This window comes from Desulfobacter vibrioformis DSM 8776, from assembly GCF_000745975.1.
GTDB classification, from domain to species: domain Bacteria; phylum Desulfobacterota; class Desulfobacteria; order Desulfobacterales; family Desulfobacteraceae; genus Desulfobacter; species Desulfobacter vibrioformis.
Genome location: NZ_JQKJ01000042.1, coordinates 1 through 22,931, shown reverse-complemented (window position 1 = coordinate 22,931; position 22,931 = coordinate 1). Strand labels below are relative to the sequence as shown.

Annotated in this window: 25 protein-coding genes; 21 read left to right on the top strand and 4 right to left on the bottom strand. The window is 49.2% G+C overall.

Features of this window, described 5'->3' with window-relative positions:
- Positions 1–79 precede the first annotated feature (79 nt).
- Positions 80–346 (top strand): hypothetical protein, encoded by a 267-nt coding sequence (locus tag Q366_RS17805; protein WP_035241700.1) that lies wholly within the window; start codon positions 80–82, stop codon positions 344–346.
- A gap of 444 nt (positions 347–790) precedes the next feature.
- Here Q366_RS17805 and Q366_RS17795 read toward each other — a convergent pair whose 3' ends face one another.
- From Q366_RS17795 to Q366_RS17780, 3 genes are all read right to left on the bottom strand, one after another.
- Positions 791–1,084, bottom strand: a complete 294-nt coding sequence (locus tag Q366_RS17795) for a helix-turn-helix domain-containing protein (protein WP_035241694.1) — start codon at positions 1,082–1,084, stop codon at positions 791–793.
- Between the two features lie 5 nt (positions 1,085–1,089).
- Positions 1,090–1,416: a type II toxin-antitoxin system RelE/ParE family toxin gene (locus Q366_RS17790; protein ID WP_035241692.1), complete on the bottom strand. Its 327-nt coding sequence runs from the start codon at positions 1,414–1,416 to the stop codon at positions 1,090–1,092.
- A 603-nt stretch (positions 1,417–2,019) separates the two neighbouring features.
- Positions 2,020–2,379: a YajD family HNH nuclease gene (locus Q366_RS17780; RefSeq protein WP_035241685.1), complete on the bottom strand. Its 360-nt coding sequence runs from the start codon at positions 2,377–2,379 to the stop codon at positions 2,020–2,022.
- 446 nt (positions 2,380–2,825) lie between these two features.
- Here Q366_RS17780 and Q366_RS17775 point away from each other — a divergent pair, with 446 nt between their 5' ends.
- The 20 genes from Q366_RS17775 to Q366_RS17685 all read left to right on the top strand — a co-directional run bounded on the left by Q366_RS17775 (position 2,826) and on the right by Q366_RS17685 (position 22,614).
- The gene (locus Q366_RS17775) at positions 2,826–4,547 is read left to right on the top strand and encodes a sensor histidine kinase (RefSeq protein ID WP_035241683.1); all 1,722 of its coding nucleotides are present in this window, start codon (positions 2,826–2,828) and stop codon (positions 4,545–4,547) included.
- A gap of 13 nt (positions 4,548–4,560) precedes the next feature.
- Positions 4,561–5,013: a response regulator gene (locus Q366_RS17770; protein WP_035241680.1), complete on the top strand. Its 453-nt coding sequence runs from the start codon at positions 4,561–4,563 to the stop codon at positions 5,011–5,013.
- A 24-nt stretch (positions 5,014–5,037) separates the two neighbouring features.
- Complete coding sequence (locus Q366_RS17765) at positions 5,038–6,888, top strand: SLC13 family permease (protein ID WP_035241677.1); 1,851 nt, start codon at positions 5,038–5,040, stop codon at positions 6,886–6,888.
- Between the two features lie 23 nt (positions 6,889–6,911).
- Positions 6,912–7,049 carry a hypothetical protein gene (locus Q366_RS21645; RefSeq protein WP_169742990.1) on the top strand — a complete coding sequence of 46 codons (138 nt, stop codon included), beginning with the start codon at positions 6,912–6,914 and terminating at the stop codon, positions 7,047–7,049.
- Positions 7,050–7,119: 70 nt separating this feature from the next.
- The gene (locus tag Q366_RS17760) at positions 7,120–7,653 is read left to right on the top strand and encodes a hypothetical protein (protein ID WP_035241674.1); all 534 of its coding nucleotides are present in this window, start codon (positions 7,120–7,122) and stop codon (positions 7,651–7,653) included.
- Between the two features lie 28 nt (positions 7,654–7,681).
- Positions 7,682–8,596 carry a response regulator gene (locus Q366_RS17755; protein WP_035241671.1) on the top strand — a complete coding sequence of 305 codons (915 nt, stop codon included), beginning with the start codon at positions 7,682–7,684 and terminating at the stop codon, positions 8,594–8,596.
- 10 nt (positions 8,597–8,606) lie between these two features.
- Positions 8,607–9,575, top strand: a complete 969-nt coding sequence (locus tag Q366_RS17750; RefSeq protein WP_035241667.1) for a universal stress protein — start codon at positions 8,607–8,609, stop codon at positions 9,573–9,575.
- Positions 9,576–9,636: 61 nt separating this feature from the next.
- Positions 9,637–10,569, top strand: coding sequence for a universal stress protein (locus tag Q366_RS17745; RefSeq protein ID WP_035241664.1), 933 nt, complete (start codon positions 9,637–9,639; stop codon positions 10,567–10,569).
- A 62-nt stretch (positions 10,570–10,631) separates the two neighbouring features.
- Positions 10,632–13,109 (top strand): bifunctional acetate--CoA ligase family protein/GNAT family N-acetyltransferase, encoded by a 2,478-nt coding sequence (locus Q366_RS17740; RefSeq protein WP_035241662.1) that lies wholly within the window; start codon positions 10,632–10,634, stop codon positions 13,107–13,109.
- Positions 13,110–13,284: 175 nt separating this feature from the next.
- Complete coding sequence (locus Q366_RS17735) at positions 13,285–15,021, top strand: sensor histidine kinase (protein WP_035241659.1); 1,737 nt, start codon at positions 13,285–13,287, stop codon at positions 15,019–15,021.
- 22 nt (positions 15,022–15,043) lie between these two features.
- The gene (locus Q366_RS17730; RefSeq protein WP_035241656.1) at positions 15,044–15,466 is read left to right on the top strand and encodes a response regulator; all 423 of its coding nucleotides are present in this window, start codon (positions 15,044–15,046) and stop codon (positions 15,464–15,466) included.
- Between the two features lie 2 nt (positions 15,467–15,468).
- Complete coding sequence (locus Q366_RS17725; protein WP_035241654.1) at positions 15,469–15,873, top strand: response regulator; 405 nt, start codon at positions 15,469–15,471, stop codon at positions 15,871–15,873.
- A complete protein-coding gene (locus Q366_RS17720; protein WP_035241651.1) occupies positions 15,870–17,444 on the top strand; it encodes an SLC13 family permease in 1,575 nt (524 codons plus the stop codon). Before Q366_RS17725 ends, Q366_RS17720 begins: the two co-directional genes overlap by 4 nt.
- Positions 17,445–17,465: 21 nt before the next feature.
- The gene (locus Q366_RS17715; RefSeq protein WP_035241648.1) at positions 17,466–18,635 is read left to right on the top strand and encodes a hybrid sensor histidine kinase/response regulator; all 1,170 of its coding nucleotides are present in this window, start codon (positions 17,466–17,468) and stop codon (positions 18,633–18,635) included.
- 44 nt (positions 18,636–18,679) lie between these two features.
- On the top strand, positions 18,680–19,120 hold the full coding sequence (locus Q366_RS17710; RefSeq protein ID WP_035241705.1) for a sigma-54-dependent transcriptional regulator: 441 nt from the start codon (positions 18,680–18,682) through the stop codon (positions 19,118–19,120).
- Between the two features lie 13 nt (positions 19,121–19,133).
- Positions 19,134–20,612, top strand: a complete 1,479-nt coding sequence (locus Q366_RS17705) for a sensor histidine kinase (RefSeq protein ID WP_035241645.1) — start codon at positions 19,134–19,136, stop codon at positions 20,610–20,612.
- Positions 20,590–20,799: a response regulator gene (locus Q366_RS17700; RefSeq protein WP_035241641.1), complete on the top strand. Its 210-nt coding sequence runs from the start codon at positions 20,590–20,592 to the stop codon at positions 20,797–20,799. Before Q366_RS17705 ends, Q366_RS17700 begins: the two co-directional genes overlap by 23 nt.
- Before the next feature lie 195 nt (positions 20,800–20,994).
- A complete protein-coding gene (locus Q366_RS17695; protein ID WP_035241638.1) occupies positions 20,995–21,441 on the top strand; it encodes an Hsp20/alpha crystallin family protein in 447 nt (148 codons plus the stop codon).
- A gap of 40 nt (positions 21,442–21,481) precedes the next feature.
- Positions 21,482–21,868 carry an Hsp20/alpha crystallin family protein gene (locus Q366_RS17690; protein ID WP_035241635.1) on the top strand — a complete coding sequence of 129 codons (387 nt, stop codon included), beginning with the start codon at positions 21,482–21,484 and terminating at the stop codon, positions 21,866–21,868.
- A gap of 212 nt (positions 21,869–22,080) precedes the next feature.
- A complete protein-coding gene (locus Q366_RS17685; RefSeq protein ID WP_051958138.1) occupies positions 22,081–22,614 on the top strand; it encodes a class I SAM-dependent methyltransferase in 534 nt (177 codons plus the stop codon).
- A gap of 67 nt (positions 22,615–22,681) precedes the next feature.
- Here the strand turns inward: Q366_RS17685 and Q366_RS21815 are convergent.
- A partial coding sequence (locus Q366_RS21815; protein ID WP_211251917.1) for a hypothetical protein occupies positions 22,682–22,931 on the bottom strand: 250 nt, incomplete at its 5' end.

Here is a 22,931-nt window from a genome sequence, read left to right as displayed (position 1 = left end):
CTTGTTTGCGATGGTCCATTGAGCGCTGTTTTCAGGAAGGTAAAATGCATCTTGGAATGGATCACTATGAACATCGATCATGGCCGGCATGGCATCGGCACATGCTTTATGTAATGCTGGCACAGCACTTTCTTTTCCGTGTCAGACGGCAGTTAAAAAAAACTGCTTAAGTTTAGCAATGGCCAAGAAATTGCTTCAAGCTGTTTTGCCGATTCATTCCATTACACGGAAAGGGGTTTTAGATATTGTAAAGTACCATTTGAAACGTAACTACATTGCGTATCAAAGCCATAGAAAAAAGCAGATTGCTGTCGCTAAAAAATTAGGTGTTTTAGTGTCGCTGTAGTGATAGAGGAGCAACTTTCAATAGAGTGGCTGGCGTCTACCGATTCATTAGAAGAGACGAACGGACGCTGGAACATTGTAAATTATGATGACGTTGATCCAAAAATAAAAAAGGGAATGGAACATAAAATTCATCACTTAAAAAATAAATACCTGGACTTGAGTTTAAAGCTTAGTCATCTAAGAATAAGCACTCTTTCCAGTATTCATGAGGCAAGGGGGGACGGTTAAAGACAAAAAGAGGACCTTATGCTGAGATACCTTTGTTCTGTCTTTGAACAACAGTGAGTCACTCGAATTTTATCTGAATAGAAAAAAATCCTGTTTACCAATAGAATTTTGAGAAAAAGCCACCCCCACAATTTGTCTATTATTCATGAAACCGCCGGGCTTAAAAAAGGGCATGAATACCAAAAGTATTGTAGGGTAATGCCGGAGTCAAATATTAGGAAATAGGCTTAAATTCAACATTTACTTTATAGCCAAGGGCATTGGCGTACTTGGAAATAGTTGCCAGAGTCGGAAAAGAAACATTTTCCCCGCACTCAAGCCGGGAAATGTTACTTTTGTTGGTTCCCATTTTTTTTGCAATTTCAGCTTGCGTTAGGCCTTTGCTCATCCTCATTTCAATCAATTTTTTTCTGAGTTCATAAACAGGGGCAAGAGCATCATACTCTTTTTTGACGTTATGGTATTTCAACGCCTTTTCTTTGAAATTTTTAAAAGTTGGTCTGCTCATTGTTTCTAATCTCCTTTAACGTATTTCATTCTTTTTATTGCCAGATCCAAATCCTTTTTCGGTGTTTTCTGGGTCTTTTTAATAATTGAATGAAGAATCACGACTTCATTATTCTTAATCGTACAAAAAAAGGATCTGCCAATTCCCTCTTTGCCTTTTGCCCTGATTTCAAATAATCCTTTACCCATGGGTGAGGTGTGAGGCTTGCCCAGATTTGGTCCGAACTCTTCTATCAATTCCAAAATGTGAATTAGATTCGCCAAAATTCCTTCTGGAAATGACAGGGTTTTACTCTCAACGTTGGTGTTGTAAAAAGTAACTGTCCACGTCATAATTTAGTATTGGGATATTCGGTTAATAGTTTTAATATAGGTTATCATTTTTGACAACCTTGTCAAGGAAAGGTGTATTCTTATCTTTGGGACTTTAGGTTCTGGCTATGATACAGACCGGACACAAAAAAATCTCGGAGTCATCCTCTCTCAGCTCTCTTTGTCTTAAAGGGAACAAGGGTTCCCGGTCCTGCCAACCCTTTTTCAAGGGCTTCCCTGGTCGATTCGAGACCAATCTTTGTAATTTTTGTTAAGAATATCCCTATTCCGGCAAAAGTGCATTACCCCGGAGGCAGACATCAGTGGAAGAATGAAACCCTTAAAAACAATACGGTCAAACCCTGTCATCACATCCTTGACCAAACCCGAAAGCCTGTCTATAAAATTTTTCATAAGCAGTTCCGTGTTGTATTTTAAAAATATTCAATCTACCTTTATCATACATGAGGAACTGCTTAGCTCATATCACCGTTTATTGGGTTGCGGGCATAGCCCGCCGTGGTGTAATCATCAAGGTTTGCCCCCCACCCCACTTCCCCGCATAGAGACAAATGCCGGGGGTTTTAACTCCTAAGATTTCTCCTGAAAATTTTATCTGAGAGGTTACAATTTACCTTTCAGCATATCGCCAAGCCCGGCAAAAGGATTGGTGGTGCCGCCGGAGTCTGCGGCACTCCCGGCAACTTCATCGGAATAGGCATCAGCGACCTGGTCCCGGGAATGTTCGTTGTCGTGGCAATAGATACAAAGTAATTCCCAGTTGCTCCCATCAGGCGGGTTATTGTCATGGTTATGGTCTTTATGGTGAACCGTGAGTTCCTTGACTCGTTTGCCTTCAAACTCACGGCCACAATGGGCACAGATCCAGGGGAACATCTTAAGAGCACGCTCCCGGTAGCCAGCCTGGCGGGACTGTTGCTCTTCCAGCACTTTCCGAACAAGGTTCTCTTTTTTACTTGGCATATAATCTACTCCTATTTTTTTCAACTGGTGCTTGAACAAAAATTACCAACCTATTTCGTTATCAATGATGGCAATTTTGATTAAAAAAACAAAAAACGCATCTCAGTGCCCGCATCTCCTTAAATTATCGTCCTTTGGGCGGGTTGTTAAGTTTTAAACGTCAGAAAATGGAATTTCCTATCCTATCAAAATATTAACCTCTTTCAGGTGTTCCCAAAACCGATGCTCCTGATTTCAATATGTCAGTTTTTTTTACAGCTTGAAAAACCCATCGACAAACTTAAGCTTAAAATCTGGCCGGGGGTGCTGGCGTACGAGCGAATACTTTCTTTAATTTCAATATATTAAACTTTTTTTTACACCTGTTTTTTATCCGGCACCATAGTTGCTCTATGTAGCCCCAAACAAGCGAACCTTCTTTTCAACAAGAAACAAAGGGGCAAATCTTGAGCAGATTAAAACAAAACAGACAGCAACTGAAAAGAGTAATTTTTCTTAATATGACTTTTTTCCCCATGATCCCTTTTATTATTGTTTTGGGGATCAGCTTCTACTTCTTTTCTTCAACCCTGGATAAATCCACCCAGGCCAGCCTTGAGAGAATCCTGACAGACCACCGCAAGATGATTGAATCATTCCTGCTTGAAAGAAAATCCGACCTTGAATTGATTACCCGGGCATATACCTTCCAGGACATCATGGCCGAGGGCGCCATCGGCACCATCTGCCATAGTCTGCAGGAACGGTCTGCGGCCTTTGTTGACCTGGGACTGTTTGACGAAACAGGTAACCACTTAAAATATTCCGGATCCTTTGCCCTGGCAGGAAAAAGATATACCCAAGAGCCCTGGTTCCAGAAAACCATGCTCAGGGGATTTTACATCAGTGATATTTTTCTAGGGTACCGCAACATCCCTCATTTTGTTGTGGCCGTACGCAGGACTGAAAATAACAAAACCTGGGTGTTGCGCGCCACCATTGACACCGTGTTCTTTGACTCCATGGTATCCGGGGTGCGCATGGGCAAAACAGGCGAAGCCTACATTTTAAACCACGAGGGGGTAGCCCAGACCGCCAGGCGTTCCGGGGATATTGCCCTTCTTGATAAAGATCCGGCATTTGGGTGGATGCAGAATCAGTTTTCCGCTAATCAGCAGACCTTCCAGTTGTCACCCAAGGGCCAGCCTTTTTTATATGCGGTATCCAAACTGGCCAATAAATCCTGGTACCTGGTGGTACGCCAGGAAAAACATGATGTTTACAGAGCGCTTTACTCTGCGGTCCTGATCTGTGTGGGTATCGCCATTTCAGGACTGGCAGCCCTGGTGGTCCTGGCCTATTTCACCTCGGAGACCATCTGCCGGCGCATGGAGCGCCTGGACGAGGAAAAAGAACAGCTGGGCAGCCAGCTGATCCGGGCCGTTCAACTGGCGGAAATCGGGGAAATGGCAGCCGGATTTGCCCACGAAATCAATAATCCCCTGCAGATCATCAAAAGTGAATATGCCCTGATCAAAATTCTCATGGAAGAACTGTACCCGGGCAAGGACACCGTCCCCGATCCCCAGACCTTTAATGATATCCGGGAAAGCGTGGACCAGATCCATAAACAGGTGGAGCGCTGCCATGAGATCACCTCGGCCATCTTAAAATTCGGCAGAAAAAAAGAAGTCAAACACACCACTTTGGATCCGGGCACGGTTATTCCCGAAATTCTCAAGCTTGTTGAAAACTCCGCCCGTACCAGCGGTGTAGAGATCCTCACCCGGATTGAAGAAAATGTCCCTAGCTTCATGGGCGATCCCGGACGGTTCCAGCAGGTCATGCTGAACCTGGTTAACAATGCCATGCATGCTGTTACCAATCAGCACGGCGCCCAAGGCGGCAGAATTGAGATAAGTGCAGCCCAAACCCGGGACAATGAAGGCCAGACCATGGTGAACATTCAGGTTAAAGACAATGGGTGCGGAATAGCGCCTGAGCATATGGATAAAATTTTTTCACCCTTTTTCACAACAAAAGCCGTTGGCAAAGGAACAGGTTTAGGGCTTTCAGTATGTTTCGGCATCATCGAAAGTTTTGGCGGCACCATGTCCGTGGACAGCCGCCCCGGAGAAGGAACCGTGTTTTCCATTCAGCTTGCGGCACATGAAAATCAATCGTCTTAAAGGAGGAGATCGTATGGAGAAGATGAAACTGTTACTGGTAGATGATGAACCCCGCTATCTTGAGACCACCAGCAAACTCATTGAAAGAAAAGGCTACGAGGTCTGGACAGCACCAAGCGGAGAAAAAGCGCTTGAAACCATGGCTGCCCACAACATCCATGTGGTGGTTCTGGATGTGAAGATGCCCGGTATGGACGGCAATGAGACCCTTAAACATATCAAGGAGATGTATCCGTTAACGGAAGTGATCATGCTCACCGGTCACGCCACGGTGGATTCAGCCATAGACGGCCTGAAATCAGGTGCCTGGGATTATCTGATGAAGCCTGCAGATGTTGAACAGATCATTGAGAAAGCAGAGCTGGCATTCCAGAAACGCATGAACCAGGAAGAAAAAATCCGCTCTGCCCAAGCCAAACAGTATTTGAAATCCCCCCGGGAAATTCTCAAGCAGGGGAAAGAGTAAACCTGAACACAAGGAGTAAATTGAATGAAACAAGAAAAGAAAAAAGTCACCGGATATGACAAATACATAGACTGGAAAATCTTTATCTTTCCTGTGGTTCTGTTTTTTGCTGTGATCCTCATGCCCACTCCGTACGGCATGAAGGATGTGGGTATGGAATACACCATTGCCCCCTCAAAAGTGATCTCTTATCTTACGAATGAACTTTTTTCCGTCAAAAGTGAAGAGGCAGCCCAATGGCAGTTGCTCACCGCCCAGATCATGGAACAGAACATGCGTATCGGCGCGCTGAGTAAGGAGAGATTCCTTAAACGGGATGCCAAATGGTGTAAAAAATATAAAATCCCGGTCCAGAAGGCCAACCTTGAAAAGGCACAGGCGTATATTAAAACCAGTGTCAATGAGGCGGATTTCAAGGTCTTGATGGACAATGCCCTGGAACTGCGGAAAACCGGGCTTAAATATGAAAACCTCAAGGATAAGGACAAGGCCAACGCAGACAAAGGTGCCTGGCACATCAAGGTTGCCATTGCCATGGGTGTTTTTGTGGTCCTGTGTTTCTTAACCGAATGTATCCCCTTGCCGGCAGTTGCCTTCTGTATTGGCCTGATTCTGGTGTTCACCGGCGTGGTCAGCCGTCAGCAGGTGGCCATGCTCTACTGGTCTGATGCCTGCTGGTTCATCATGGGATCGCTGATGTTTGCGGCTGCCTTTGTAAAAACCGGGGTGGACAAACGGGTATGCATGATGATGTTCAAGCGCCTGGCCGTTCCCAATCCCAAATGGATCACTCTGATCTTCTTTTTAATCATCACGCCTCTGGCGGCCTTTATATCCGACCATGCCCTGGCTGCCATGTTCCTGCCCATCGGCATGCTGCTCTACCAGAACAGCCTGACCGAAGAGGTGCCCGAGGACAAAGAACTTGCCAAACTGTTGATGATCTCCATTGCCATGGCCTGCAATATCGGTGGTCCTGGCGCACCTTCCGGCGGTGCCAGAAACGTTATCATGATGACCTATCTCACTGATATGTTCGGCCTTGATATCGGTTATTTCCAGTGGGTCACCTATTGTTTCCCCTTTCTTTTCGTTATGATTCCGGTGTCCTGGTTCATCATCAACATACGCTTCAGGCCTAAAACCGTGTCCCTGGCGCCTGCCATGGATCATCTGCGCCATGAAATCGATCGCATGGGTGCCTGGAACAAGCACCAGATCTGGGCATTGATCATCTTCATTATCATGGTTTTCGGCTGGTTTACGGAAAAAGCCTTTTACAATATAGGTATCTACCCCATTCGCCTGGGTATCGGCGTTATTGCCGTGGCCGGCGCCATCGCCTACATCCTGGCCGGCGTGGTTAACTGGCGCGACTACCAGGACCGTGTGGACTGGGGCGTTGTCTGGCTCTATGCCGGGGCCATCATCTTTGGCCGGACCCTGGATTCAACGGGCGCAGCATACTGGCTGGCAAGGACCGCCATTGAATTTTTGTCCAATTTCGGCATGGATTCAGGCCTGCCGCTGATGGCTGTATCCAACGGTTTGACCGCTATCCTGACCAACCTCATGGCTGACGGCCCTGCGGCTGCATCCGTAGGCCCCATCACCCTGAACATGGCCGGCATGGTTCATCCGGGCACCTCTTATCTGCCCTTTATGGCCATGGCCACGGCAGTTGCCTCGTCCTTTGCATACTGCCTGATCATCGGCACGCCGCCCAACGCCATTGTATATGCCAGCGGTTACCTGGAACCCAAAGATTACCTGAGAGCCGGTCTTCCTCTGTTTTTTGCTGCCAACGTAGTACTGCTGTTGCTCACCGGTGTTTACTGGACCGTTAGAGGATTCGGCACTTTACCCGGATTCTGACAGAAATTTTCAAGGAGGTCGATATGACACAGATGTCAAAAAAAACAAACGCCCAAACAACCAAAAGCAGAATCTACTTTTCAAAAGAGGCAGAACGGCGGGTATTTTTCTACATGACGCTGATCATGCTTGCCGCAGGGGTTATAAGCAAGCTGTTTTAAACAACGGTTTATGGAGGACAGTCCAGTGAAAAGCCTTTCAGAATACGCTTTTTCGCCTAAGGAGGATAAAATGAATACACCAGGGGCACTTTCGGCATTGAAATTCTACAGCCAGGGTGTGATCCGGCTGCTTATCGAACCAGTCCTGTTTTTTGCAGAACTTCCTGCGGTTCACACCCTGGGCAAAGCCCTAGGGTTTACAGCCCTGTGTGCTGGATTTTATGCCGGAGCAGGACTGCTTACAGGTCCTGGTCCCCAATCTCCTGCGGTCATGGCATTGATCTATTTTATCAATGCCGCAGGCATGGTGTTCATCAGCACCATCACCGGCTTTTGCACCATGGTGATGATCAGCGGCAAAAAGCAGGGCTTTTCCCTGGTGTTCGGGCTTTACGCCTATGCTTCGGGAATCACCATGCTCATCTCATGGCTGCCCTTCATGCTCTGGTTTACGGAGCCGTGGAAATACTGGCTGGTTTATACAGGATTCCGGCAAAGCGGGGGCCTGTCCAAAGCCCAAGCGATTACCGTCCTTTTGATATCTGTGCCTGTCCAGTGGTGCCTGATTTATTCGGCCGTAACAGCGGTCACCGGCCGTGTGTAAAAAATATTTTAAATAGGAGCAATATAAAATGAAACAACCCATAAAGGTCTTAATGGTTGATGATGAAAAACGGTTCAGGGAAACAACACGCAAAATTCTGGAGCGTAACGGTTTTCAGACCATTCTTGCGGAAAACGGAGCCGAGGCCATAAAATGCCTGGATCAGTCGCCGGATGTTGCCATTCTGGACATCCGCATGCCCGGCATGGACGGACACGAGGTCCTTGAAAAAATAATCAAATTACAACCTGATTTGCCCGTGATCATGCTCACGGGCCATGGCGATAAGGATTCGGCAGAACAGGCCCTGGTATTAGGTGCCTTTGACTACCTGGCAAAGCCTTGTGACATCGACCTTTTGTCCGATAAGATCCGGGAAGCATGCCGGAGTAAACAACAGACGGGAAAACCCGAAGAAGATCTGGTAGGCTCGGCCATGATTCCCTTAAGTGCGTATACCACCATTGACGAGGATGCCACCATTGCCGAATCTGTCCAGGAACTTAAAGCCTCCTTTGTAACGCTTCCGACCTCGGACCTGATCATGGAAACCGGCCACAGATCCATACTGGTCATGGACAAAAAAAAGCAGATCAAAGGCATTCTCACGATCTGTGATCTTCTAGAACGGATTCTGCCCGCCTACCTGACCTCGACCAAACCGGCCATGGCGGATTCCATCCAATACTCCCCCATGTTCTGGCGGGGGATGTTCACAAGCGCAGTGGAACAGATCCGAGATTTAACCATCAGTGAGGTGATGTCCCCGGTCCCCGTATCCATTGATGCGGAATCCACCCTGATGGAGGCGGCCTGGATCATGGTGGACCAAAACCAGCGCCGCCTGATTGTCACTGAAGACGGCAAGCCCGCAGGAGTGATCAGGGAACAGGATCTGTTTTTTGAGATGGGAAAACACCTGATTCCCCCAAGATTACGGTAAGGAGCAGCCGATGACTGACATCAAAACTATTATGGCCTGCATTGACCTGTCCGACTATTCGCCCATGACCCTGGCTTATGCCTTCGGTCTGGCACAGCAAGGAGATATCAAGGTCATCATTTGTTCCGTTATTTCCCTAAGGGAGGCCACCCCGGTGTTCATGACCGGGACAATATACCACTGCAGGGAAGATACAAAGGAATATCTGGACGAACTCAAAGAGAAGCGGAAAACCCAGATTAATGAACTGATCATGGAACGATTCCCGCAATTTTCCGACAAAACGGATATCCGTATCTCAATGGGACATCCGGCAGATGAAATTCTTGACATGGTTGAACGCATCGGCCCGGACCTTGTTGTCATGGCAAATAAGGGCCGGTCCAACCTGTCCAGTTTCATGTTCGGCAGTTCTGCGGAATATGTGTTCCGTTACTGCACAACCCCGTTGCTCAGCGTCAGGGACAAACGTATTTTCAAACGCATGCACCCAGGGAAGGCCACACCCGAAGCCGGAAAAATCCGCATCATTATGGCGGCGGTTGATTTTTCTCCCTGGTCTCCGGCTATCCTGGCCAAGGCCGGGTGGGTAGCAAAAGCCAGTGGGGCAAAACTGCATGTATTCAACTGCATCAGCACCAAGGAAATCGCCTGGGTAAAGTCCCACTACATTCCTGAAAATACGTTTGACTTGGAACTGTTTTTGTCAAAGGAAAAACAGCGGCGGTATGATCTTCTGGCCGACCAGATAAAGGCGGCCGGCCTTAGCAGCATTGAAGACATAAATATCTCCATTGATTCGGGTGTACCTTATGAACAAATTCTTTCAGTGTCACAGGAGATTGGTGCCGACATTCTGGTACTGGGCCCCAAAGGGCGCAGCCGTTCGACCAGATTTAGCCTGGGCAGCACCATAGAAAAAATCTTTCGTCACAGCCCGGTGCCTGTGCTTCGTTTAGGCCCGGATATCGTCCATTAACAAAAAGTCCCCCGGGTTCGGCAGAATCAACCGGCCCGGGGTTTTTCAAAGGAGTGCCCCCATGTCAGATGAGAAAAAAATATTGGTTACCCTTGACGGCTCAAAACGTGCGGAAAGGACCGTTGACTATCTGTGCAGCTTCAAACCGTTTAGAAACAGGCAGGTCACTTTATTTAACATAACAACGCCCGTGCCCGAAGCCTATTATGATCTGACCCGGGATTCTTTCAGAAAAATTGCCGTAGCCCAGGTAAAGGCCTGGGAAATGGGCCAGAAAAAAATAATGACCCAATTTTTGGAAGAGGCACGCCAGGAAATGATAGCAGCCGGTTATGCGCCGGGCAATATCGGGTTCAAGCTTTCCAGTCGGGAAAAGGGGGTTGCCAGGGGCATTCTCAACGAAATCAGGAACAATGAATACCATTGTCTTGTCATCCGCAGAAGGGGAAGTGCAAACTCCATTCTCGGCATAACCATGGGTGGTGTAGCTGCCAAGCTGGTGGAAAAAGCAGACACCATTCCTTTGATTATCGCCGGAACCCGTGAGATCCGCCACTACCTGTGCATCGCGGTTGACGGCTCCCCGGGATCCATGCACGCGGTCCGGTTCACGGCGGATATGATGGGAAAAACCGATTGCCGTATTCTTCTTTGCGCAATCATGCGCACCACAGTTACAGATTCAGTGCCTGAAGGGCAGGATCCCTTTGCAGACATGTCTCTCCAGGCCAAACACATGCTTGATGATGCCCTGGTCCAGGCAAAAGAGATCCTGACCCGGGCGGGAATCCCGGAAGACCGGATCGAAACCCGCCTTGTCCAGGGTGCCCAGAGCCGGGCAGGCGCGCTTCTGGACGTGGCCCGCACCGCAGAATGTGACACCATTGTCATGAGCCGCAGGGGCGTGTCAGATGTTGAAAATTTCAGTCTGGGACGAATCCCCAGAAAAATTATTTACGCGTCCAGAAAATTTACGATTTGGCTGATTCCATGACCTATACTTAGGACTGCTGCGGTTCTTAATGCTTTAACGATCGGTTAAAAAAGGAGGGGCAGATGGGTACGCAAAATTTATCCAGAATGTTCAATCCCGGTTCCATTGCTGTCATCGGGGCCGACGACGACGAACAGGGCCAGATGGGTCATACCCTGATACGCAACATCATTGAAGGCGGGTTTAAGGGCGCTGTTTATCCTGTCAATCCAGCGCGTTCCAAAATTATGAATCTGCCTGCCTCAAAAAATATCAGAGATATTCAGGGCATTGTAGACCTGGCCCTAGTGGCAGCACCCATCAACCAGGTTCCCCAGATCATTGAAGCGTGCGCAGACAAAGACGTAGCAGGTGCCGTGGTCATCAGTGGCGGGGGCAGGGAGACAGGGGATCAGGGTTCCCGGATTGAACTGCAGATCAAGGCCGCTGCCGGACAAAGCGGTATACGCATCATCGGCCCCAACTGCATGGGCATTGCCCATCCCCCGTTTAACCTGAATGCATCCCATATGCCGGGCACCCCGGCCAAGGGCCGCGTTGCCTTTCTGTCCCAGTCCGGATCCGTGTGCGCCTCGGTCGTGGATCTGGCTGAAAAGGAAAATCTGGGGTTCAGCCATATCGTCAATTTAGGATCCATGCTGGACGTTAATTTTGCCGATATGATTGATTATCTAGGCGAGCAAAGGGACGTGGACAGTATTATCATGTATATGGAAAACATCGCCCGGATCCGAAACTTTATGAGCGCAGCCCGGGCAGTCTCCCGGATAAAGCCGATCATCTGCCTGAAATCCGGGCGCTCGGCAGCCGGGACCTGGGCCTCCTCTTTTCATACCGGCGCACTTGCCGGAGAAGATGCGGTCTATGATATTGCCTTTGAACGAGCAGGCATCCTTAGGGTGGACACGTTTGAACAATTGTTTGACTTCACCCGGATTCTGGCAAAACATCATCGGCCCACGGGCAGACGACTGGCCATTGTCACCAATGCCGGCGGTCCGGGCGTAATGGCGGTGGATGCCCTTTCATCTTTTGGCCTTAACCCGGCGGTGCTCAGCCCTCAAACCATTAAGGCCCTGGAAGCCACCCTTGAAAAAGCATGGAGCAAAACCAATCCTGTGGATGTCCTGGCAAATGCCTCCTGTGCCCAGATTGTCCGGGCCGTTACCATTGCAGCCCAGGCACCGGAGGTGGACGGCATCCTCATGATCCATTCGCCAGTGGAGCACTTTGCCCCGGCTGATCTTGCCCAGGGCCTGGCTGGCCAGATCGCCTCCCTGCCCTGCCCTGTATTTACGGCCTGGCTGGGCGGAGCAAGCATGGACAAAGCCCGGCAGATTCTCAAGGAAAAAGAAGTGCTGACCTATGACACCCCGGAAAAAGCGGTGAGCGCATTTGTGGGATTGTACAGGCACAGCCGCAATATTGACATGCTCAACGAAATACCGGTCAGGCGCGACATCAAGCTGAAGATCAACCATGAGCAGGCCAGGTCAATGATTGAATCCCATCTGAAAAACAACCAGCTCATATTGAGTGGCGCCGATGCAAAAACGATCCTGGAGGCCTACGGCATCCCCGTAAGCCTTGCAAAATCTGTCCGGAATAAGGCACCGGACTTTGAACTTTATGCCGGTGCAAAACTTGACGCCCTGTTCGGGCCGGTCATTAAATTCGGCATGGGCGGCGCGATGTCTGAAATCTATCAGGATACTGCACTGGCCCTGCCGCCTTTAAATTCAGTCCTGGCTGCCCGGACCATCAGCGCGACGAAAATAGCCAAGGCATTGAAAGGGAACCATCAGTTCAAAGCCGTAGACCAGAGTCTCGTGGAAACCCTTTTAATACGCCTGAGCCGTCTGGTCACCGATTTTCCCCAGATCTGCGAACTTAAGATCAATCCCGTGGCAGTCATCAATGGGCAACTTATGGGGTTTAACGCCTGCATCCACCTGGCCCCTCCCCCGGCAGAAGCGCCGGACCACCTGATCATCAGCCCGTATCCGGCCTGGCAGGAACAGCTGTATACCACCCAGGAGAGTGAACAGGTGCTGATCCGTCCGGTAAAGCCCGAAGATGCCGAACCCATGCTGGATTTTTTTACAAAACTGTCGGCCCAGACTGTATACTTACGTTTTTTCACACCGCTTAAACAATTGTCCAAACGGATGCTGATCCAACTCACCCAGATTGATTATGACCGGGAAGTTGCCCTGGTGGCGCTGTTTCCTGCCCAGTCTGGAGAAAAGATTATTGGCTCGGCCAGAATCATATTCACCGCCAACGGCACAGAGGGCGAATTTGCCATCATGCTGGCTGATTCCTGGCAGGGCAAGGGGGTCGGAGCGGCGCTTCTGAAGTCCTGCCTGGCGTTTTCCAAACGATACGGCCTGAAACGGGTATTTGGTGTGGTGCTGCGTGAAAACAGGCAGATGCTTCGTCTTGCCGACAAACTGGGATTTAAAAAGGTCAGCACCCCTGCCTCGGGTGAAATTGAAATTACGATTGATATTGAAAAACTGGATCTTTACACGCTGTAAAGAAACGTGACAGGTGACAACCTTTTTGACCACCTGTCACATTCTTTGAATTGTCGATTAATTTCAATACATTGACCTCTTTTTTTAACGCTTTCCCTCAACTGGCATATATCTTGATACTCTTGTGTACAAAAAATTAAGCCTAATAAACGGCCTCACAGGAGCCATAGAGATTATGCACGAACCCATAGCTGACAGAAAAGAGTTTTATCAGGTACTGACCCGGAATATCAGAATCCGTATCCTGCTGGTTTCCATTATCCCCATGATGCTGACCTCTGGCATTCTGTGCTGGCGGTTTCATCTGGCTTATTCTGAAAAAATCAGTGCCCATATCAGTGAATTGGTGCTCAAGCACACCCAGAACATTGATGCATTTCTTACGGAAAAACTGGGAAATATCCGTTACCTGGCCCGGCTGCTGCCCACGACTGATCCCAAGATGGCCCAGCAATTTCTCATATCACAACTATCTGAACTAAAAGATGAATACGGAGATGTGTTTACGGATCTGGGCCTTGTGGATTCAGATGGTATCCAGTTAGCCTATGAAGGCCCCTTCCGCCTTGTCAATGCCGATTACAGCGAGGCGGCCTGGTTTTTAAAGGCCATGAACAGCCCCTATTATATTTCCGATGTCTTTGCCGGTCTTCGGGGCCATCCCCATTTTATCCTGGCCGTCAAACTGTCCGCCCAGGGCCGCACCTATATCCTGAGATCCACCATTAATTTTACAGCCTTTAACAGTCTGGTTGAAAATGTCCAGATCGGGAGAACCGGTACGGCATTCATTGTCAATGCCAAGGGAGATCTCCAGACGCTTCCCCGCTCGGGAACCATGGAAATCGTCCCTTCATTTATTGCGGATCCAGCCATTTTCAAAGACAATCACACACTTGTTCTCAAGCATGAAAATGACAAGGGCAACACCTGCCTGTATGCCCTGGCCCTGTTTAAAACCGTGGACTGGCGCATGGTGTTCCGCCAGGATGCCGGGGATGCGTTAAGGGATATGTGGAAAGCCGAAGTACTGACCCTTATCATATTTCTGCTGGGTTGTGCCGCCATCGTGTCAGTTTCTTTTACACTCTCCAGAAATCTTGTCAAACGCATCGCACAGGCAGACCGGAAAAATGAATCCATGAACCAGCAGGTGGTGGAAAGCGGAAAACTGGCCTCCATTGGGAGGCTTGCTGCGGGCATTGCCCATGAAATCAACAACCCTGTGGCCATCATGGTGGAAGAGGCCGGGTGGATGAGCGATCTTCTCGAAGAGGAGCCCGGAATGACCCCGGATAACAAGAGTGAGTTTCACCGGGCCATTAGACAGATCTCAACCCAGGGCCGGCGCTGCAAGGATATTACCCATAAATTGTTAAGTTTTGCCCGGAAAAGCGATGCCACGGTGGCAGATATAGACATCAATGACACCATCCGGGAAATTGTCGGGCTTACCGCCCAGATGGCCCGGTACAACAATGTCACTATTTCCACCCGGCTTGCCCCTGACCTGCCCTTTATCCGGTTTTCCCCCTCCGAACTGCAGCAGGTTATTTTAAACCTGACCAACAACGCCATTGATGCCATGGGCAAAGACGGCGGCACCGTGGAGATTGTAACCGGCGTCAAGGCCCAGGACGATAATAGCATTGAAATTAAAGTGAACGACAACGGACCGGGCATTCCAGCCCAATACCTGGACCGGATTTTTGATCCTTTCTTCACCACCAAGGCCGTGGGAAAAGGCACAGGATTAGGCCTTTCCATCTGTTACGGCATTATTCAGAAAATGGGCGGCACCATTGAAGTGGAAAGCCAGGTGGGAAAAGGCACCTGTTTCTTAATCCGGTTGCCCCTGAATATCCGCCACACAGCCAAACCGCCAACAAGCGATACAGCCAATAACCTTTAAACCATTTAGGGAGAATTTGCAGATGAAACTTTTATTTGTCGATGATGAGAAAGCCTTTCTGGACACCCTGATCAAACGGATTGAAAAACGCGAATTTAAAGCGGACGCCGTTTATGACGGGCAGTCCGCCGTAAACTTTCTGTCAGAAAACACCAACACGGATGTGGTGGTTCTTGACGTGAAGATGCCCGGCATGGACGGACTTGAAACCCTTGCGGCCATTAAAAATGAAAATCCGCTGGTGGAAGTGATCATGCTCACGGGCCATGCCACAGTGGAAAATGCCATTGAAGGGATGAAACGCGGCGCATTCGACTACCTGATGAAACCCTGCAATCTGGAAGAGCTGATTGCCAAGATTGAAGAGGCGGCTACCAAAAAATTTAAACATGAAGAAAAGATCATGGAGGCCAGGGCCAAGGAAATCACCGGGCGCATGGTATAAAAATGAAAGAGATACCCCATACCCGTCTGCTTCTGGTGGATGATGAGAAAGAATTTGTGGATGTGCTGAGCAACCGGCTGGGCCGCCGGGGCATTGAAGCCGTCAAGGCCTATTCCGGTGCTGAAGCGCTGCGGGCGCTTCGTGAGGCCCGGTTTGATGTAATGGTCCTGGATCTGAAGATGGAAGATATGGACGGCATTGCGGTGTTGAAAATTGTCAGGAAAATGGCCCCGGACCTGCCGGTGATCATTCTGACCGGACACGGTTCGAGAACAGCCGCCGAGGAAGGTATGACCCTGGGCGCCTTTGATTACCTGACAAAACCCTGCGAACTGAAAGAATTAATGAAAAAAATCAGCCTGGCACGGCAGGCCAAAAACAAACAGAACGGAGAAACAGACCAATGATATTCAAATCGAGCGGATTCAAACTGGCGGTAGCAGTGTTGATAGGTGTAATCGTGTTTATTCTGCCCAGGCCGGAAGGGACAAAATTCAAACTTTCCGGCACCGGCGCAGACCAGTTAAGTCAGGCAGTTTCACAATATTTTTCAACCCAGCAAACAGCACCGGGAAAACCGATTCTTTTGACGGCCAAGGCCCCTGGCACCGACCAGGCCCGGGTGCAATACCTTGTCGGCCAGGCCAAGGAAATGGGCCTTTCAGAAGTGAATGTGGATTATGTGGACGGCATGAGCCCCAAGGCGAAACGGTTTTTATCCGTGCTTGCGGTGCTGGTCATTCTGTTTGTGGTGGAGCCCATTCCTCTTGAAATTACGGCCGTGCTCATTGGTGCCTCCCTTGTAATTTTGGGCATCACCGATGTGAAAGGGGCATGGGCGCCTTATATGCATCCTGTTGTTATTTTCATCATGTGTTGCCTGATCTTTGCCATTGCCCTGGACAAGGTGGGGCTGACAAAACGATTAGGGTATTATATTATCAAAAAAGCAGGCAATTCCGTAACACGGTTTACCTTTATCATTGCCATGGGTTTGGGGATTGCGTCTTCTTTCATGCATGATGCAGCCGCCTGTGCCATCGGTATTGTCACCATGCTTCCGCTGATGCGGGCCGTGGGCATTGAACCGCATACCAACACGGCAAAATTCATGATGCTGTCCCTGCCCTTTGCCTGCTCCTGCGGCGGCATGGGAACCCTGGTGGGCGGTGGCCGGTGCATGGTGTCCGCTGCATTTTTAAAAGAGTTCACCGGCATTGAAATCACCTTTTTTGAATGGATCAAGTATTGTATGCCGGCAGCCATTGTCTGTGTGCCTGTTGCTGTTCTGGTCACCTACCTGGTTTACCGGCCAGACCCGAAATTCAAACTCCCGGCTTTTGATGAAGATTTAGGCCCCATGACAGCAACCGAGAAAAAAGCGCTGATCATTATTGCCATCTCCTTTGTGTCATGGCTCACCAAGGGCATCCACGGCCTGCACTATTCCGTCACCGGTATGGTGGGCGTAACCTGTCTGGTATTGTTCGGCGTACTTAAATGGCGGGACATCAACGACAACCTGGAGTGGGGTACAGCCCTGTTCATCTTTGGCGGCGGTATTTCCCTGGGCCTTGCCATGGGCTATTCCGGCGCAGCAGACTACTTTGCCAACCTGTTTTTCCCGCTGATCCAGGGCAAAGGGTGGCTGGTGCTCTTTGTGGGTGTGGCTGTGTTCGGCGCCCTTGTTACCAATGCCATGGCCAATGTGGCGGCAGCCGCGTTAATTCTGCCCATTGTTATTCCCATGGCCCAGCTTGAAGGGGTCAACCCGACCATCCTGGCCCTGGGTCTTGGTATGGCCACATCCTTTGCCATGCTGCTGGTCATCGGCTGTCCGCCCAATGCCATTGCCTATTCATACAAATACTTTAAGTCTTCGGATCTGACTAAGCTCGGGCTTGTGGCAACGCCAACCCTGCTTCTGATACTGGTAGGCGTGGTATGTACATGGTGGAAATTTTTGGGTCTAATATAGGAGGCTCTTGCTGAGAACCTGATGGAAATCAATACCCTTGAAAATGATACCGGAAAAGTTGTCCGTGTGCTGCTGGTAGACGATGAGGACAGCTTTCGCAACGCCATTGCCCGGCGTCTGGAGCGACGGGATATGGTCGTCAGCCAGGCACCGGACGGCACCTCCTGCCTGGAATACCTCGGCGCTAATGAAGCCGATGTGGTGGTGCTGGATATGAAGATGCCCGGTATGTCGGGCATAGAGACCTTTAAGGCCATTAACAAATACCATCCAGGCCTGAAGGTAATTTTTCTGACCGGAAATGCCGCTGTAACCGAAGGGGTGGAAGGGGTCAAGGCCGGAGCCTTTGACTATCTGTCCAAACCCGTGGAGATCGACCACCTGGCCGGCAAGATCCGCCAGGCCTGGGAACTTAAACGCCTGGAGGCGGCCCGGGAGCGGGATAAAATCTTCAGGCGGCGTCTGGAGAAACGCATGATGCATACCCAGCGCCTGGCCTCCCTTGGCACCATGTCCACAGGCATTGCCCATGAAATCAACAATCCGCTGGCTATTATCAAGGAGTCGGCCGGGTTCATGCGCATGGTGCTGGAGGGCCCGGGGCAGATTCCGGAAAAAGATATGCTTTTCAAGGGACTTGACAAAATAGAGAAAAGCGTGGACAGGGCCAGACGGATCACGCACCAGCTGCTGGGCTACGTTCAGAAACACAGCCAAGGTCTCTCCCCGGTGGATATCCGCCAGCTCTCCGAGGATACCGTGGTGTTGATTAAACAGAAAACACAGGCTAAAAAGGTATCTGTGCAATGGGATACTGAGCCTGAACACCAGATGCTGATGTACACCGATCCGTTCCAGGTCCGCCAGGTATTGATCAATCTTCTGGAAAACGCGGTGGATGCCGTTCAGACCGGCGGACAGATCCGGCTGGCCCTTTACAGAAAAGATCAGTCGGTCTGTCTTGAAGTCCGGGATAACGGCAGCGGCATCACGCCGGAGAATATGAAGAAAATATTTGATCCTTTTTTCACCACCAAGCCCAATGTGTCGGAAAATGAGTCCGGCACCGGACTTGGGCTGTTTGTGGTGCACAAAATAATCACCGGGCTTTCAGGCAGCATCCGTGTGGAATCAGAACCCGGACACGGCGCGACCTTTACGATCTGCCTGCCTGAATGGCATTCCGATTAAACAATTACAAGTTCTTTCATAAATTTTTTAAGGAGAAAAAACCCATGGTAAAAATACCGGTAAAAATCTTGATCGTTGACGATGAAAAAGATTTTGTAGAGATGTTTTCCCTACGCCTGACCCGGCAGGGGGAAACGGTGTCTGCCGCCTATTCAGGACAAGAAGCCCTTGACCTGCTTGAAAAAACTCAGATCGACGTGGTGATCCTGGATATCCGCATGCCCGGCATGGACGGCATAGAGACCTTGAAAAAAATCAAGGCCGCTTATCCCTTGGTGGAAGTGATCCTTCTCACCGGGCACGGGTCCACGGAAACGGCTGTGGAAGGCATGAAGGAAGGGGCCTTTGATTACCTGATGAAACCGGCGGATTTTGAAGATATCAGCGCAAAACTGGCCAATGCCTGGAAGCGCAAGGACGAACAGGAAGAACGCATCCGCAAGGCCGAAGCGCGGCTGCTGCTGAGGCGCTCCGGGGATATTTAAGGAGATATCATTAATGAGCCTGAGACAACGGGTCTATCTTGCCAATGCCGTACTTTTAGGAATAACGGTCATGGGAACCATTGCCATGATCTGGTATACTTATAAAACAGAAGATCTGTTCACCGGTATTGTTGCAAGACATATCCCTGTGTACCAGGCTGCCGAAGCCCTTGAAACCTCTTTGCTCAACCAGAAAGGATACCTGTCCTATTATCTTCTGGACAAAAATCCTGAATGGCTCAGGCAGTTGGCTGACTTTAAACTGGATTTTGAAAGCCAGCTGGCCTGTGCCAAGCCCCTGGTCACAGAGGACTGGGAAAAGGAGGCCCTTGCCAGAATTGAATCCGTGTACACGACTTATATTAAGGCCAAGGACCGGGTGATGGCTTTATATGAAAAGGGCGACCCGGGTACCGGAGCCGCCCTTCACCGGGAAGTAAGGGCAAACTTTTTCAGAATTTTTGAGCTCTGTGAAAAATTTAAAACCGCACATAAAAAAGCCATAGATCATGCTGTGGAGGACAGCCGCACCGATGCCAGGCATTTGCGATATATCAGCCTTCTGGCTATTGTTACCGTGGTACTGCTCAGCCTTTTGATCAATTATATTTTCACCCGCCACATCCTTGGGCCCATCCGTAAACTGGCGGCAGAGGCAGATCAAATGGGAGATGGCCGGGTGTCAGGTAACGAAATGGCAGCGTTAAAAAGCAGCGTTCACGGTTTGATTGAAAATGCCGAACAAACCCATGCCGAACTTGTCCGGAACCGGGAAACCCTGATGCAGTCGGAAAAACTTGCATTAGTCGGCAGGCTTGCCGCAGGCATGGCTCACTCCATCAGAAATCCCATGACATCAATTAAAATGAGGTTGTTTTCCCTGGGACGGTCCGGAAAGTTGTCCGGCGACCAAAAGGAGAATATCAGCGTCATTTCAACGGAAATCGGGCAGATCAACAAAATTCTGGAAAATTTCCTGGAATTTTCCAGACCGCCGAAACTGACCATGGAAAAACAAAGTCCATCCCAGGTGGTGGACAACACCCTGCGGCTGTTGGAACAGCGCCTGAAATCCTACGGTGTAACTGTCCATCTGATTCGCAGTGCCCCCCTGGACGAGGTTCTGCTGGATGCCGGCCAGCTCAAGGAGGCCATGGCCAACATCATCATCAATGCCTGCGAAGCCATGAAAAAAGGAGGCCGCATTACCATCACCGAAACCATGGACAGCATTAACACAGACAGGGACACGGCAGTCATAAGAATCCAGGATTCCGGGCCCGGCATTCCCGCATCTATCCAGAATGAAGTTTTCAATCCATTTTTTACAACAAAAGACGACGGAACAGGTCTTGGGTTGAGCATCTGTTTTAATATCATCAGTGAGCATGGCGGATGTCTGGTGCTGGACAGTCAGGAAGACCAGGGGACCTGTTTCACCATCACACTGCCGGCAGGAGAGGATGCCCATGGCAAAAATTTTGATCATTGACGATGACGACCAGCTGAGAATCAGTTTTTCCAAACTTCTCACAGAAGGGCACTATGATGTGGTGTCTGCCGCCTCCGGAAAAGCCGGCATTGAAATTGTCAAAATCACGCCCCTTGATCTGGTGATTCCGGATGTGCACCTGCCCGGGATGAACGGGCTTGAAACATTCAAAGAGATAAAAAAGTAAGTTCCGGATTAAAACAAAGGTCTTTCACCTGGGCTGTTTTGAGGAATATATATTACTTTAATGTTTGATACAAAAAAATAATAACAGTTATATTGACAGCATATTTTTTATGCTCATTTTATTTTCAAACAAACAGGAGGCGAACTTAACCAGCCATCCGGCAGAAACAACAATAAATAGAAAGGAGTATGAACTATGTTTACAAGAATGAATGAAATCGACAGAATGTTTGGGGCCATGGATCTGCTCCGCGCCAGAATGGACAGACTCTTCAATGAAACTAACAGGCCTTACCTGTATGGACCTGCATTTTCCCTGGAGACCAACTCACCCAGAACCAACCTTCTGGAAAACGGTGACAAATTTGAAGTCCGGGCTGAACTCCCGGGTATCTCAAAGGATGACATAAGCATTAAAATTCAGGGCAATTATCTTGAAATAAGCGGAAAACGTGTAATTGAAACGCCCGAGGGGTATAAATCCCACAGGAATGAAAGATCTGCCACCACATTCTCACGCAGCTTTACCCTGCCCGATGAGGTTGATGCGGAAAAAGTTGATGCAGCCCTTAAAGACGGCATTTTGTATCTCACACTTCCCAAATCAGAAACTGCTAAACCCAGGCAGATCACTATTAATTAAATATAAACTGAACGACAAGGATAAAATCCAGGAGGTTACCATGACTGACAGAAAAGATATCACCAGAACCGAAGACAAAACTATTGAGAAAACCCGTGAACTGAGAACCGCCACCCCGTCAGTAGACATTTATGAAAATGAAAATGAGATCCTGCTTTATGCGGACATGCCCGGGGTTCGCAAAGATGATGTCACGGTAAACATTGAAAACGGCAAGCTCTCCATCTCCGGTATCCGCCGGCTGGACCACCAGGGCGTGTCAAACTGGGAGGAATTTGTGGATGTTGAATATGTCAGAAGCTTTTCCATCCCCCAGACCATTAACGTGGAAACTGTAGCGGCTAAGCTGAAAGATGGGGTTCTCACCCTCCATCTGCCCAAATCCGAAGCTGCCAAACCCAGACTAATTGAAGTCAAGGCTGCCTAACCCCTTTTCTTTCTACCAGGATCAGGATGACTGCGGTAAAAAAAATCTGCCCCAGTCATCCTATTTTTTCCAGCGCACCCTGTCCCAGCCGGTAGATGCGGATTAGTCCCAGGTTGACCCAGGGTTCGAAAACAGGATATTGATGATAATCATACCACGGTCAAAACCGGTGGAAAACCAGACAAGATACAAATTCCCAAGGAAACAAATTAATGGACCAGGCAAAGCCCAAAGGAGCAGGCAAAAGCAGTTTTGAACTGATTAACACCGATATTTTAAAACAGAGCCTGTCGGTTCACCAGGGATCTGTGATTCTGGATCTGGCATGCGGGAAAGGACTTTATTCGCTGTTTCTATCGCAGCTTGCAGGGCCGTCCGGACTGGTCTATGCCGTTGACCTCTGGGAAGCGGGACTTGGGATACTGGAAAAGGAGGCTCGGAAAAAAGAGGGCGCTGCCATTGCAACCATCAAGGCGGATGCCACCAAGGGGATAGAGATAGAAGCCCATAGCTTGGACCTGTGCCTGATGGCCACAGTACTGCATGATTTCAAGGAGATGAATGCCGCACAGACAGTCTTAAAACAAGTTCTCAACCTTCTTAAACCCGGGGGATGCCTGGCCGTAATCGAATTCAAAAAAATGGATGGGCCTCCTGGTCCGCCGGCACATATACGCCTGACCCAGGAAGAAACGGAAAGGCTGGTCACTGAATTGGGATTTAAAAAAAAAAAAAGCTGGCTATAACGGATTTGGGGGTACGTGCCTGTAACCTCCCAATGATGCCGATGTCAGCAAGTTTTGGAGCCAGTTTTCATGATAGCTGGATTTGTTTAGCCACTCTGCCGGACTTTTCAATCCATCGTGATTTTTTATCGTTTTTGGGTTGCATGGAGCAAAATTGTGGATAAGCGCCCACCCCCTGATGCTCAGTTCCGCAGAAGCCAAACTCCCATGAAAGTAAAACGCAGAATTCAGGTGTCGGTCCATTCTCTGCATCAGCCTGTCGACCATATTGCTGGTTCGGAGGCATCCTGGAAGATCGTAGGCCTTTGAATACATTG

Bases quoted from the DNA above. Each gene is read 5' to 3' on its own strand.
- Q366_RS17770 (WP_035241680.1), top strand. From the start codon at position 4,561: ATGGAGAAGATGAAACTGTTACTGGTAGATGATGAACCCCGCTATCTT.
- Q366_RS17790 (WP_035241692.1), bottom strand. From the start codon at position 1,416: ATGACGTGGACAGTTACTTTTTACAACACCAACGTTGAGAGTAAAACC.
- Q366_RS17705 (WP_035241645.1), top strand. From the start codon at position 19,134: ATGAGCCTGAGACAACGGGTCTATCTTGCCAATGCCGTACTTTTAGGA.
- Q366_RS17690 (WP_035241635.1), top strand. From the start codon at position 21,482: ATGACTGACAGAAAAGATATCACCAGAACCGAAGACAAAACTATTGAG.
- Q366_RS17720 (WP_035241651.1), top strand. From the start codon at position 15,870: ATGATATTCAAATCGAGCGGATTCAAACTGGCGGTAGCAGTGTTGATA.
- Q366_RS17760 (WP_035241674.1), top strand. From the start codon at position 7,120: ATGAATACACCAGGGGCACTTTCGGCATTGAAATTCTACAGCCAGGGT.
- Q366_RS17795 (WP_035241694.1), bottom strand. From the start codon at position 1,084: ATGAGCAGACCAACTTTTAAAAATTTCAAAGAAAAGGCGTTGAAATAC.
- Q366_RS17745 (WP_035241664.1), top strand. From the start codon at position 9,637: ATGTCAGATGAGAAAAAAATATTGGTTACCCTTGACGGCTCAAAACGT.
- Q366_RS17700 (WP_035241641.1), top strand. From the start codon at position 20,590: ATGGCAAAAATTTTGATCATTGACGATGACGACCAGCTGAGAATCAGT.
- Q366_RS17765 (WP_035241677.1), top strand. From the start codon at position 5,038: ATGAAACAAGAAAAGAAAAAAGTCACCGGATATGACAAATACATAGAC.
- Q366_RS17735 (WP_035241659.1), top strand. From the start codon at position 13,285: ATGCACGAACCCATAGCTGACAGAAAAGAGTTTTATCAGGTACTGACC.
- Q366_RS17730 (WP_035241656.1), top strand. From the start codon at position 15,044: ATGAAACTTTTATTTGTCGATGATGAGAAAGCCTTTCTGGACACCCTG.
- Q366_RS17725 (WP_035241654.1), top strand. From the start codon at position 15,469: ATGAAAGAGATACCCCATACCCGTCTGCTTCTGGTGGATGATGAGAAA.
- Q366_RS17805 (WP_035241700.1), top strand. From the start codon at position 80: ATGGCCGGCATGGCATCGGCACATGCTTTATGTAATGCTGGCACAGCA.
- Q366_RS17685 (WP_051958138.1), top strand. From the start codon at position 22,081: ATGGACCAGGCAAAGCCCAAAGGAGCAGGCAAAAGCAGTTTTGAACTG.
- Q366_RS17695 (WP_035241638.1), top strand. From the start codon at position 20,995: ATGTTTACAAGAATGAATGAAATCGACAGAATGTTTGGGGCCATGGAT.
- Q366_RS17710 (WP_035241705.1), top strand. From the start codon at position 18,680: ATGGTAAAAATACCGGTAAAAATCTTGATCGTTGACGATGAAAAAGAT.
- Q366_RS17715 (WP_035241648.1), top strand. From the start codon at position 17,466: ATGGAAATCAATACCCTTGAAAATGATACCGGAAAAGTTGTCCGTGTG.
- Q366_RS17740 (WP_035241662.1), top strand. From the start codon at position 10,632: ATGGGTACGCAAAATTTATCCAGAATGTTCAATCCCGGTTCCATTGCT.
- Q366_RS17750 (WP_035241667.1), top strand. From the start codon at position 8,607: ATGACTGACATCAAAACTATTATGGCCTGCATTGACCTGTCCGACTAT.
- Q366_RS17755 (WP_035241671.1), top strand. From the start codon at position 7,682: ATGAAACAACCCATAAAGGTCTTAATGGTTGATGATGAAAAACGGTTC.
- Q366_RS21645 (WP_169742990.1), top strand. From the start codon at position 6,912: ATGACACAGATGTCAAAAAAAACAAACGCCCAAACAACCAAAAGCAGA.
- Q366_RS17780 (WP_035241685.1), bottom strand. From the start codon at position 2,379: ATGCCAAGTAAAAAAGAGAACCTTGTTCGGAAAGTGCTGGAAGAGCAA.